12 protein-coding genes and 1 pseudogene are annotated in these 10,735 nt (G+C 71.0%); 6 read left to right on the top strand and 7 right to left on the bottom strand.

The genetic code is table 11. The features are described 5' to 3' along the window. Positions 1-18 precede the first annotated feature (18 nt). Positions 19-906, bottom strand: a complete 888-nt coding sequence (locus DI005_RS35335) for an ABC transporter permease subunit (RefSeq protein WP_112271000.1) — start codon at positions 904-906, stop codon at positions 19-21. Then, the gene (locus tag DI005_RS35330) at positions 906-2,009 is read right to left on the bottom strand and encodes an ABC transporter ATP-binding protein (RefSeq protein ID WP_113644950.1); all 1,104 of its coding nucleotides are present in this window, start codon (positions 2,007-2,009) and stop codon (positions 906-908) included. Before DI005_RS35330 ends, DI005_RS35335 begins: the two co-directional genes overlap by 1 nt. A 409-nt stretch (positions 2,010-2,418) precedes the next feature. Here DI005_RS35330 and DI005_RS35325 point away from each other — a divergent pair, with 409 nt between their 5' ends. The 3 genes from DI005_RS35325 to DI005_RS35315 are packed head-to-tail and all read left to right on the top strand — an operon-like array spanning position 2,419 to position 4,914. After that, positions 2,419-2,712, top strand: coding sequence for a hypothetical protein (locus tag DI005_RS35325; RefSeq protein ID WP_228714192.1), 294 nt, complete (start codon positions 2,419-2,421; stop codon positions 2,710-2,712). Positions 2,713-2,718: 6 nt separating this feature from the next. Beyond that, entirely contained in the window at positions 2,719-4,332 is a 1,614-nt protein-coding gene (locus DI005_RS35320) for an alpha/beta hydrolase (RefSeq protein ID WP_113644949.1), read from the top strand. A 27-nt stretch (positions 4,333-4,359) separates the two neighbouring features. Further along, complete coding sequence (locus DI005_RS35315; protein ID WP_112271004.1) at positions 4,360-4,914, top strand: hypothetical protein; 555 nt, start codon at positions 4,360-4,362, stop codon at positions 4,912-4,914. Here DI005_RS35315 and ald read toward each other — a convergent pair. Further along, a complete protein-coding gene (ald, locus tag DI005_RS35310) occupies positions 4,896-6,002 on the bottom strand; it encodes an alanine dehydrogenase (protein WP_112271005.1) in 1,107 nt (368 codons plus the stop codon). The two genes, DI005_RS35315 and ald, sit on opposite strands and share 19 nt — an antisense overlap. A gap of 170 nt (positions 6,003-6,172) precedes the next feature. Between ald and DI005_RS35305 the strand changes: the two genes are divergently transcribed. Further along, positions 6,173-7,132, top strand: coding sequence for a zinc-binding dehydrogenase (locus DI005_RS35305; RefSeq protein WP_113644948.1), 960 nt, complete (start codon positions 6,173-6,175; stop codon positions 7,130-7,132). 115 nt (positions 7,133-7,247) lie between these two features. Here the strand turns inward: DI005_RS35305 and DI005_RS35300 are convergent, their stop codons facing one another. The 3 genes from DI005_RS35300 to DI005_RS35290 are packed head-to-tail and all read right to left on the bottom strand — an operon-like array spanning position 7,248 to position 9,615. Beyond that, positions 7,248-8,816 carry a CdaR family transcriptional regulator gene (locus DI005_RS35300; RefSeq protein ID WP_112271007.1) on the bottom strand — a complete coding sequence of 523 codons (1,569 nt, stop codon included), beginning with the start codon at positions 8,814-8,816 and terminating at the stop codon, positions 7,248-7,250. Next, positions 8,816-9,262, bottom strand: coding sequence for a VOC family protein (locus tag DI005_RS35295; RefSeq protein ID WP_112271008.1), 447 nt, complete (start codon positions 9,260-9,262; stop codon positions 8,816-8,818). Before DI005_RS35295 ends, DI005_RS35300 begins: the two co-directional genes overlap by 1 nt. Beyond that, entirely contained in the window at positions 9,259-9,615 is a 357-nt protein-coding gene (locus DI005_RS35290) for a PadR family transcriptional regulator (protein ID WP_112271009.1), read from the bottom strand. The genes DI005_RS35295 and DI005_RS35290 overlap by 4 nt, the downstream gene beginning before the upstream one ends. A gap of 59 nt (positions 9,616-9,674) precedes the next feature. Here DI005_RS35290 and DI005_RS39835 point away from each other — a divergent pair. Beyond that, a pseudogene (locus DI005_RS39835) lies at positions 9,675-9,797 on the top strand (VOC family protein); the annotation flags it as partial. Positions 9,798-9,846: 49 nt separating this feature from the next. Beyond that, positions 9,847-10,065 (top strand): VOC family protein, encoded by a 219-nt coding sequence (locus tag DI005_RS39830; protein WP_369973656.1) that lies wholly within the window; start codon positions 9,847-9,849, stop codon positions 10,063-10,065. Positions 10,066-10,069: 4 nt separating this feature from the next. Here the strand turns inward: DI005_RS39830 and DI005_RS35280 are convergent, their stop codons facing one another. Then, on the bottom strand, positions 10,070-10,597 hold the full coding sequence (locus DI005_RS35280) for a hypothetical protein (protein ID WP_113644947.1): 528 nt from the start codon (positions 10,595-10,597) through the stop codon (positions 10,070-10,072). Positions 10,598-10,735: the final 138 nt, after the last annotated feature.

The raw sequence follows: 10,735 nt of genomic DNA, 5'->3' as shown, positions 1-10,735 counted from the left end.
CCCGACCTCCTTCGTTCCTTAGGTGATGTCCCTGCGCTGGTTGGCGGCCCAGCCGCCGATGAAGAACAGCATCGTCCAGGCGAGGAAGATCAACGCCGCGGCCCACCACGAGAACGCGCCGGGAGCGCCCGCCGTGTACTGCAGGAGCCATTGCAGGTCCTCGTCGAGCTCGCCGGGCACCGAGAGCCCGGCCGCGCCGAACGCCTCGGCGCCGATCGCGCCCACGATGCCGTTCAGGGTGCCGTTCGGCAGCACGCCGCCGAGCCAGGTGATCCCGAACCAGCCGAACGACACGAACACGAGGACGTTCTCGACGACGAGCATCCAGATCGTCAGCGTGATCGTGGCGCCGGTGACACTGTTCCACACGGCACCGACACCGATGCCGAACAGCGTGGCCAGCGTCGTAGCGAGGATGCCGGCGCCCAGCACGCCGAGCCACTGGCTCGCGGTCGGCAGCCCGGGGCCGTCCACCGTCAGCACGGTGGCGAGGCTCGCGAAGGCGACGATGAGGATGCCGTAAGCGACGCCCCAGCCGATGTAGGTGAACATCTTCGCGCTCAGCGCCGACATGCGGTTGGGCGCGGTGAGGAACGTCGTGGTGATCGTCTTCTTGCTGTACTCGCCGGCCAGCGCGAAGACACCGAAGATCACCGGGAACATCGTGCCGATGTTGATGCCGTGTGCCAGCGAGAGCAGCCCGACCGGCAGCTCGCCGAGCTGCACGCCCAGCAGGCCGGCCAGCTCCTCGGCGTCGGAGCTGCCGAGGAAGTCGTTGAGGTCGTTGGTGATCGCGCCCCAGCCGAGCGCGAACAGGAACGCGAAGACCGCCGCGGGGATCATGAGGCCCCACCAGCTCTTGGTGCTCAGCGTCTTGCGGATCTCGGCCTTGATCAGGTTGCCCATCACTGCTGACCTCCCCAGCCCTGCTGCTGCCCCGGCTGCTGACCTGGTTGCTGTCCCGGCTGCTGGAAGCCGGGCGGCGGGGTCTGCTGGTACGGCTGCTGCGGTGGTTGACCCGGTTGCTGGTAGCCGGGCGGCGGCGCGTTCCACCCCTGTTGCTGCTGGTACGGCTGCTGTTGCGGGTAGGCCGTCGCGCCCGCGCCGTACTGCGGGCTGGTGAGCTGGAAGAAGAGCTGCTCGAGGTCGGCCTTCTCCTCCTGCATGCCGTACACGGCGATGCCCGCCTTCGCGGCGATGTCACCGATCTGCTGCACGGTCGCGCCGGACACGGCGACGCGGCCGTCCTGCGTCGGCTCGACCTGGTTGAGCCCCGCCTCCTGCAGCGCCGTGACGAGACCGTTCGCGTCGGCCGGCTGCACGAGCACCCGCGAGCGCTGGCTCGCGCGCAGCTGGTCCAGCGGGCCGTAGTACCGCGTCATGCCCGCGCTGACGATCACGACCTGGTCGATCGTCTGCTCGACCTCGGAGAGCAGGTGGCTCGACACCAGCACGGTGCGCCCCTGCTGGGCGAACGAGCGCAGGAACGAGCGCAGCCACGCGATGCCCTCGGGGTCGAGTCCGTTCGACGGCTCGTCGAGCACGAGCACCTGCGGGTCGCCGAGCAGCGCCGTCGCGAGCGCGAGCCGCTGGCGCATACCGAGCGAGAACCCGCCCGCCTTGCGGTCGGCGGCGGGCGAGAGGCCCACGAGCCCGAGCATCTCGTCCACGCGCTGGTCGGGCACCCCGATCGCCGCCGCGTACACGCGGAGGTGGTTGCGGGCGGTGCGCTTGGGGTGGAAGCCCTCGTTCTCCAGCACCGCGCCGACCACTCTGGCGGGGTTGCCGAGCTGGTGGTGCGGCCTGCCGTTGATCGTCGCCGCGCCCGCGGTGGGCGTCACCAGACCGAGCAGCATGCGCAACGTCGTCGTCTTGCCTGCCCCGTTCGGGCCGAGGAACCCGGTGACCGACCCGGGCTCAACCGTGAAGCTGAGGTTCTGTACCGCGGTCACGGCCCCGAACTGTTTGGTGAGGTTCTGTACCGCGATGCGGCCGCTGCCATCGTGCATGCTGCCTCTCGTTTCCCCTCGTCGTCTGCGCTGTGGCGGTGGTCATCCTGCCGTACGGCCAGGTTGGACGATCACGCGAGGTCCACCGGTTCCTGGTGCGGCCGCACTCGGCCGGTGTGCGGTCGAAAAGGCCAGGTCGGCAACCCGTGTGGGAGGTGCACCGAAGCCGGAACGCCTGATTGAAGGAAACAACTCGGCCAAGTTATGCCCCCCCGGGGAGCGAACCCTGGAGTTATTCCTTAAGCTTGTAGGTGGCGGCCCGCTCCCGGTGACCCCCAGGCTGGTTGAGCGGGCCGCCCCTTCTTGTGCTCTCGTCCCGATCTCGGTGAACCGGTTGCCGGTTCACCGTCCCCCTGGTTACCGTTTGCCCGGTTCGGGATCGACTGGGGGTTCCATGGACGGTTACGGCGTGGACCCGCGGAGCCTGGTGGCCGCGGGAGAGCGATTCGTCGAACTCGCCGACGAGGCGGGCGAGGCCACGGCGAAGTTCCTCGGCGGAATCGAACCGCACGCGGGAGCCAACCAGGGCTTCGCGACCACGGGCAAGGCCGGTGCGCTGGCCTCGCTGTGGGAGTCGCAGCTCGACGACCTGGGCAAGCGAACGGCCATGGCGGGCGGGCTGCTGCGCGAGTCCGCGGACGGCTACGAGCGGATGGAGCACGCGGTGGTCGAGTCGCTGCCTCCGCTGAGCTCGGCGAACTGAACCGCCGTGGTGTCCTTCCGCCAGCTCCGGGAGGCCGACGCCGCCGCGTTCGACGACATCGCCGACAGCTGGGCCCGGCTCGCCGGACAGCTCGCCGCCACCGCGGGCGACGTCAAGGCCGCGCTCGGCGAGCTCGACGGCTGGCGCGGTGACGCCGCCGACGTGGCCCGCGCCCACTTCGATGATGTCCGTGCCGGCTATGAGAAGGCGGGCGAGTACATCGAGCGGATACCGCCCAAGCTGCGCGAGCTCTCCGACACGATCACCGAGACCCAGCGCACGGTGAACGGTGTGGTCGAGACCGTCGAGTCGAACTACGTCCTCTCGATCGACCCGGAGTCCGGCGAGGTCCGTGCCGGGTTCGGCGGGCCTGGCGACAGCCGCACCGATGACGAGAAGGAACGGGACCGGCGGACGGCGGCCGAGCTGACCGGCGTCGTCCGCGACGCGCTCGCGCTGGTCGCCGAGGCCGACCAGGTGGCGTCGGCGGCGCTGGACGAGGCCATGCCGTCCGCGGCCGGGCTCGAGCTCGAAGCCGTCGGCAGCGGCAACGTGATCACCCCGGGCGACCTTCCCGGTGACAACGCGTCTCCCGAGGAGATCAAGCGCTGGTGGGACGGGCTGACGCCGATGGAACAGGAATCGGCCATCCACACGCACGGCGACGTGATCGGAGGCATGGACGGCATCCCGGTGGAGGATCGGGACCGTGCCAACCGGCTCCGCTTCGCCGAGGAGTACGCCGAGCTCGACGCGCGCCGCTCCGAACTCGAGACACTCGGGGGCGACCGCAGCGCGGACCAGCAACGGGAGTACGAACGGCTGGACCGGACGCTGGGCGGCATGGACGCGATCAACGAGCGGCTCGACCGTGAGCCGGACCCGAACCGGCCGGCGTCGTACCTCATCGACTTCTCCACCGAGGGCAACGGCCGCGGCATCGTGGCGACCGGGAATCCGGACACCGCGGACAACGTGGTGACGTCCGTGCCCGGGACCGGTTCGAACCTCGCGGGCATCGGCGGGCAACTGGACCGCGGAGAACTGATTCTCGACGAGGCCCGTCGGCAGTCCCACAGAAGCGAGACCGCGGCCGTGACGTGGGTCGGCTACGACGCGCCGCAGGACCTCGGTCAGGCGACCAACAGGCACTACGCCGAGGACGCGGCGGCCGACCTGCGCGGCTTCCAGGACGGTCTGCGCGCCACGCACGAGGGCGGCGGGTCGAACAACACGGTGATCGGACACAGCTACGGTTCGACCGTCATCGGCCACGCGGCGCAGGGAGACGGTGTGAAGCTGGACGTCGACAACGTCGTGCTCATCGGCAGCCCCGGCGTCGGAGTGGACCACGCCTCGGAGCTGCGGGTGCCGGACGACGCCAACATCTACGCCAGTACCGCGGAGAACGACATGATCGGCCTCACTCCGTCGCTGATCCACGGCCCCGATCCGGTCGACGAGGACTTCGGCGCGCAGGTCTTCACCTCCGACCCCGGAACCGAAGGTGAGTGGTACACCGGCGGAAACTCGATGGCAGCCCACTCGGAGTACTGGAACCCGGACTCCGCCTCCCTGCGGAACATGGGCACCATCGTGGTCGGCGGGCAACCGTACTGATCGGCATTGGCTCAGGAGGTGTGCGGGTTGATCCGGAGGATGGCCGTTCTGGCGTGCCTGCTGTTGCTCGCGGCGTGTGGAGACGGCGGCGACGACAATGAGGGCCGGTCGACTACGGAGCGGCCGTCGCCGGGAAATGGGGACGAGATGCGAACGATGACCGGAGAGCAGGCCGCGCGGCGGGCGCAGGAACACATCGATCGTGCGGTCGCGGCCCTGCCGGTGCGGCCAACACTGGAGGTGCTCCGTGACGATTCCGCCGAGTGCCTCGATCCCACTGACAACGGCCCACTCGGCCGGTACGAGGTCGGCAAGACCTACTGGCTCGACGGCCTGCCCTCGGAGCGGAACGCCGAGTTCGTCGACGCTCTGTACGACCACTGGAACGCCAGCGGGTACCGCGTGCTCACCGACAAGCGGTCGGCGCCGGACAGGTTCGTTTCCGTCGAGAACAACGACGACGCGTTCCGGATGTCGGTGCAGCAGAGTGTCGAGGGTGACCTGTCGCTGGGCGCCTCTTCGCCGTGCGTCTGGCCGGACGGGGTGCCGCCCGCCGACAGCGATCAGAGTTCCGCCGGCTGATACTCCAGGCCGTGCGCCGTGGCGACGGGTTCGTTGGTGAGCGCTCCCGCGTGGGCGTTGAGGCCCTTCGCCAGCGTGTCGTCGGCCCGCAGCGCGGCGCGCCACCCGTGCTCGGCCAGGCGGATCGCGTAGGGCAGGGTCACGTTGGTGAGGCCGTAGGTCGAGGTCCTCGGCACCGCGCCCGGCATGTTGGCGACGCAGTAGAACACCGAGTCGTGCACCTGGTAGGTCGGCGCGTCGTGCGTGGTGGGCCGCGAGTCGGCGAAGCAGCCGCCCTGGTCGATCGAGATGTCGACGAGCACGCTGCCCGCCTTCATGCGCGAGACCAGCTCGTTGGACACGAGCTTCGGCGCCTTCGCTCCGGGCACGAGCACCGCGCCCACCACCAGGTCGGCCTCCACCACCGCCTGCTCCAGCGACAGCGCGTTCGAGGTGACCGTGCGGATCCGGCCGCCGAAGTCGTGGTCGATCTGGCGCAGCCGGTCGACGTTGGTGTCCAGCACCTCCACGTCGGCGCCGAGTCCGAGCGCGACGCGCGCGGCGTTGAGACCGGCGACGCCGCCGCCGATCACGACCACCCGAGCCGGGTGCACGCCGGGGATCCCGCCGGGCAGCACGCCCCGCCCGCCGCTCGGCTTCATCAGTGAGTGGGCGCCGACCTGCGGCGCGAGCCTGCCCGCGACCTCCGACATCGGCGCGAGCAGCGGCAGCGCGCCGTCGGGCGCCTGCACGGTCTCGTACGCGATCGCCGTGGTGCCCGCCGCGAGCAGTGCCTCGGTCAGCGGACGGTCGGCGGCGAGGTGGAGGTAGGTGAACAGCACCTGGTCGGAGCGCAGGCGGCCGTACTCCTCTGCGACGGGCTCCTTGACCTTGAGCACCAGCTCGCCCTCTGCCCAGGTGTCCTCCGCCGTCGCGAGGATCTTCGCCCCCGCGGCGAGGTACTCCTCGTCGGTGATGGCGGACCCGAGGCCGGCGTCGGCCTCGATGAACACCTCGTGGCCGCGCTGGGTGAGTTCGTGGACGCCGGCGGGGGTCACCGCGACGCGGTACTCGTGCTTCTTGACCTCTCGGGGGACGGCGATGCGCACGGCTTCCTCCTGCGTTCGGTGCGGTGTTGCTGCCCACGGTGAACCAACCGGACGGCGGTGTCATCGTGGGCGCACAACAATGCTGGTCCCCCATGGTGGTTGCCGCAGCACAAGGGCTTGACCTCCAGCTAAGTCGAGGTCGCAGGCTGGGCACACACGGAAGGGGTGTCATGAGAGCGGTCTGGCTGAAGGAGTTCGGCGAGCCACAGGTGCTGGTCGCGGGGGAGGCCCCCGACCCGGAGCCGGGGCCGGGGCAGGTGCTGATCGAGGTGGCGTTCGCGAACATCACGTTCGTCGAGACCCAGTTCCGCCGTAACGGTTTCGGCCCGTTCCGGATCGAGCCGCCCGTGATTCCCGGCAACGGCGTCGGCGGGGTGATCAGCAGGGTCGGAGAGGGCGTCGATCCCGGGCTGGCGGGCAGGCGGGTGGTGAGCTCGCTCGGCGGGCACGGGGGTTACGCCGAACGGGCGGTCGCCGACGCGGCGATGGTGGTGGAGGTGCCGGAGGGGCTCGAGCTCGACGACGCGGTGGCGCTGCTGGCCGACGGGCGCACGGCGGTGATGCTCACGCACGGCGCCGGGCTGCGGCCGGGCGAGCGGGTGCTCGTCGAGGCCGCGGGCGGCGGGGTGGGCAGCCTGCTGGTCCAGCTCGCCAACAACGCGGGCGCGCTCGTTGTCGCCGCTGCGGGCGGGGACCGCAAGCTCGAGCTGGCCTGGGAAATCGGCGCGGAGTTCACCGTTGACTACCGCAAGCCGGACTGGGCGGACCGCGTGCGCGAGGCCGTCGGGGGTGTCGACGTCGTCTTCGACGCGGTGGGCGGCGACGTCGGCGGGGCGGCGTTCGAACTGGTCGAGCGCGGCGGCCGCATGGTCACGTTCGGCGCGGCCAGCGGGGCTCCGACCGAGATCGCCGAGGAGCTCGCAGCCGAGCGTGGGGTGTCGGTGGGGTGGGGAATCGGCGGGACGCCGCAGGAGCTGCGGGGGTTCGCAGTCACGGCGCTGGCCGAGGCCGCGGCGGGCCGCTTGCGCCCGGTGATTGGGCAGCGGTTCCCGCTGGCGCGCGCGGCCGAGGCGCACGCGGCGATCGAGTCGCGCGACACGATCGGCAAGACCCTGCTCGAAGTCGCCTGACCCGGAACCGACCGCAGTGAAGGCCACCTTGCCTGCGCCCGCCCGTCTCCCAGGGTCGATTCGACGCAGTGAGGGTGGCCTTCACTGCAGCGGAGGGGCGGCGAGGGCAGCTGGGTCACGCCCAGTGCAGTGCCGTCAGCTGGGCGAGCAGGGCCAGCCGCACGTCGGGGTCGTCGAGGTCCAGCGGAACCAGTTCGAGCAGCTTGCGCATGCGGTAGCGCAGGGTGTTGGGGTGGATCCGCAGTGCCGTGGCCGCCGTGCGCGGGTCGCCGGGATGGCGCAGCCATTCGTACAGCGTCGCCACGTACTCCGTGCCGTTGGCGGCGTCGTACGCGCGGACCGTCCCCAGTGGACCCAGCTCGGTCACGCGCGCGCCGCTCGACGCCGTCGCCGCGCGGTGCAGGGCCAGCGCGGTCCACACGTCGTCGAAGCACACCACCCGGCCCGCCAGCACACCCGCGCGCAGCAGCCCCAGGGTCTCCTCGGCCTCCGCGCGGGACCGCGAGAGGTCGGTGAGGTCCCGTGCGCCGCCTGCCGCGGCCCGCAGTTCGCCGCTGTCCTTCCCCGCTGGAGTCTCGGCGAGCGCGGAGCGGATCTCCGGCCACGTACCAGGGCCCTCGCCGTCCGGGACGACGGCGTAGAGCAGCCCGGCCTCCTCGGCGGCTACGGGCCTGCGCCCGATGCCCTGCGAGATCCGTTCCAGCAGCGCGAGCCGCAGTCCCTCGCCGTCGAGCGTGTCGCCGCCGGGCGTCTCCACCACGACGACGCGGTGCGGCTCGTCGGTGAGGTCCAGCTCGGCGACGGCCTTGCGCGGACTCACCTCCCCGCGCAGCAGGGCCCGCAACAGCTCGGCCGACGCCCGGCGCTGGACGTCGGCGTGCGCGCGGCGGCGCAGCAGGTGGAGCGCGACGACGGGTGCGGTGTCGGCGAACGCGGCCGCCCGCTCGTCCGGCACGGGCCCCGGCACCACGGCCCACATGGAGCCGAGCAGCTCGCCGCCCATGCGGATGGGCACGATCAGCCGCGGCAGCGTGCCGTCCCGCTGGCCTGGCACGAAGATCGTCTGCCTGCCCCTGGTCAGCTCGCGGAACACCCCGCGCGAGCGGAACCGGGCGAGCACGTCGTCCGGGATCCGCCTGCCCATGATCGTCGCGACGCGCGCGGGGTCGGTGACGTCCTGTCGCGCCGAGTAGGCGAGCACGCGGGAGTTGGTGTCCTCGATGGTCACCGGAGCGTCCACAACGGACGCCACGGCGTCGGCGAGGCGGAACAGGTCGCTCGTGCCGGCGTCGTCGCCGTTCTCCAGCGTGTCGGACTCGTCGGCGATCGCGTCGAGCACGGTGCGCAGCAGCCACACGAGCTGTGCCCACGACGTGGCGGCGTGCACCTCGATGAGCCCGATCTCCGCCCGCTTGGCGGCTCGCCGGATCGCCGGTTTGCCGGCCAGCGGCGGTTTGACGAGCACCGCGGCGGCGTCGTGCTCGGCGCTGTCGCGGATCAGCTCGATCGCTCCGGCGACGTCCGCCACGGCGACGGCGAGCACCAGGTCACCGGCGGCCAGGTTGGCGGCCGACCCCGGTTCGGCGATCACGACGTCGGAGACGGCGGGACAGCCGGGCGGCACGTGGACCGCCTGCAGCAGGGTCGGACCCACGCGGTCCACGACGGTGCGAACGGAGACCATCAGACACCCGGCGGGGTACGGGCGTCGATGTCCTCGGGCGTGAACTGCTCGCGCTTGGTGGTGAGCGCCCAGCGGTGCCCGTCGGGGTCCACCACGCGGCCGTAGCGCTCGCCGAAGAACATCTCCTCGATGGGCGCCTCCACCGTGGCGCCCGCGAACACGGCGCGGCGGAACAGGTCGTCGGGGTCCTCGGTCTCGAGCGTCAGCAGCATCGGGGTGCCGCCGAGCGTCGCGGGGGCGAGTGCGTCGAGCTGGGGGATCTCCTGGCTCACCAACAGGCGCGTCTCGCCGATGGCCACCTCGACGAACAGCACCGTGCCGTCGGGCAGCCGGTTGCGGAACAGCTCGACCGCGCCGAACGCCTTGCCGTAGAAGGACAACGCCGTGTCGACGTCCTTGACGAAGAGGTGCGGCACGAGCCCGAGTGCCCGGCTGGGCCCGGTCATGCCGAGCGCTCCTGCCTGCCGAGCAGGCCCGCCTCGGCGGCGGCGCCCGCGAGCCGCCGGATCAGCTCGGCCTCGCGTGCGGCGGCCTCCCAGCCCCGTGCGGTGAGCTGGTAGTAGCGGCGACGCGCGTCGTGCGGCTGGTCCTCGCTCATGTCCGGAGCCTCCTCGACGAGGCCGTCGACCGCCAGCCGGGAGAGTGTGCGGTAGAGGGTGCCGGGGCTGAGCTGCACGGAGCCGTCGGTGAGCTCGCTGACGAAGTTCATGATCCCGTAGCCGTGCGCGCGCCCGCGTGCGAGCGCCAGCAGTACCTGGAACGCCGCCGGGGTGATGGGCGGCGGGTTGCCCTTCGGCATGGAGGGAGCATACACTCCAGTCTCGTTGTATCCGTTGTGGATATATTCGAATTGGAGTCATGATGGCCATTCGAGGCGTGCGCAAGGTCGTCATCGGCGTGCGCGATCAGCAGCGGGCGAAGCGGTTCTGGACGGAGACGCTGGGCTTCACGGTCGCCATCGACGAGCCATACGACGACAAGGGCAACCGCTGGCTCGAGGTCACCCCCCCCGGACGGGCAGACCACGCTGGTGCTGAGCGCCGACCCGCAGGACGCCTTTCGCGCCCCGGCGAGAGACGACCTGCCCACCGCGAACTTCTTCTTCTACGCCGACGACATCGAGCGGACCTACGAGGAACTCTCGGCCAAGGGCGTCGAGTTCCCCGCGAAGCCGGTGAAGCAGCCGTGGGGCTGGTGGTCGATGTTCCTCGATTCCGAGGGCAACCGCTTCGCACTCCAGCAACGCTGAGCCCTCAGCGAGCGAGCCTCGCGCGGTACCACGGCGTTCTGCCTCCCGGCGTGAACACCGAGAGCAGCGTGGCGACGAGCAGCAGCACCAGTCCCGCCGTCATGGCGGTGATCAGCATCGTGCTTGCGTCGCCCGGCTGGCCGCCGCTCGCCACGGCCTCACCCGCCGCGACGAAACGGGGGACCACGAACATGTTCCCGCCGACGTACAGTGCGATCGTGAGCACCAGCTTCGCGACCACCCAGTGGTAACGCAGCAGGCCCCACTTCGTGCCGATGCCCAGCAACAGCCCGCTGATCAGCGCGACCAGGCTCACGGGGAAGTAGAAGGTCCCACCGAGCACGCCCGCGATCACGGACGAGCCGGTGACGACCGCAGGGTCGGTGCTGGACACGCCCACGACCCCGAGGGCCAGCAGGCACGCCTCGACGCCGATCCAGCCCACCGAGCTGACGACGTGCACGAACAGCAGCCACTTGCGGCCGCCGCGGCCGAGCTTCACACGCGGTTCGATCCGGGTCTTGGTAGCCATGCGAACGAGCGTCGCGAACCGCGGCCGTAGCGTCGTCGGCCGGCAATCGACACCTGCGCCTACGTACGGTGCGGTACCCGGGCCCATCCGCAGTGAAGGCCACCTTCACTGCGTTCAACGCAGTGAAGGTGGCCTTCA

Origin of the sequence: Prauserella sp. PE36, assembly GCF_003311655.1 — a bacterium.
Taxonomy (GTDB): domain Bacteria; phylum Actinomycetota; class Actinomycetes; order Mycobacteriales; family Pseudonocardiaceae; genus Prauserella_A; species Prauserella_A endophytica.
Note: the sequence above shows the minus strand (reverse complement) of the source record. Positions and strands in the feature narration are given on the sequence as shown.

Bases quoted from the DNA above. Each gene is read 5' to 3' on its own strand.
- DI005_RS35305 (WP_113644948.1), top strand. From the start codon at position 6,173: ATGAGAGCGGTCTGGCTGAAGGAGTTCGGCGAGCCACAGGTGCTGGTC.
- DI005_RS35335 (WP_112271000.1), bottom strand. From the start codon at position 906: ATGGGCAACCTGATCAAGGCCGAGATCCGCAAGACGCTGAGCACCAAG.
- DI005_RS35330 (WP_113644950.1), bottom strand. From the start codon at position 2,009: ATGCACGATGGCAGCGGCCGCATCGCGGTACAGAACCTCACCAAACAG.
- DI005_RS35300 (WP_112271007.1), bottom strand. From the start codon at position 8,816: ATGGTCTCCGTTCGCACCGTCGTGGACCGCGTGGGTCCGACCCTGCTG.
- DI005_RS35295 (WP_112271008.1), bottom strand. From the start codon at position 9,262: ATGACCGGGCCCAGCCGGGCACTCGGGCTCGTGCCGCACCTCTTCGTC.
- DI005_RS35280 (WP_113644947.1), bottom strand. From the start codon at position 10,597: ATGGCTACCAAGACCCGGATCGAACCGCGTGTGAAGCTCGGCCGCGGC.
- DI005_RS35290 (WP_112271009.1), bottom strand. From the start codon at position 9,615: ATGCCGAAGGGCAACCCGCCGCCCATCACCCCGGCGGCGTTCCAGGTA.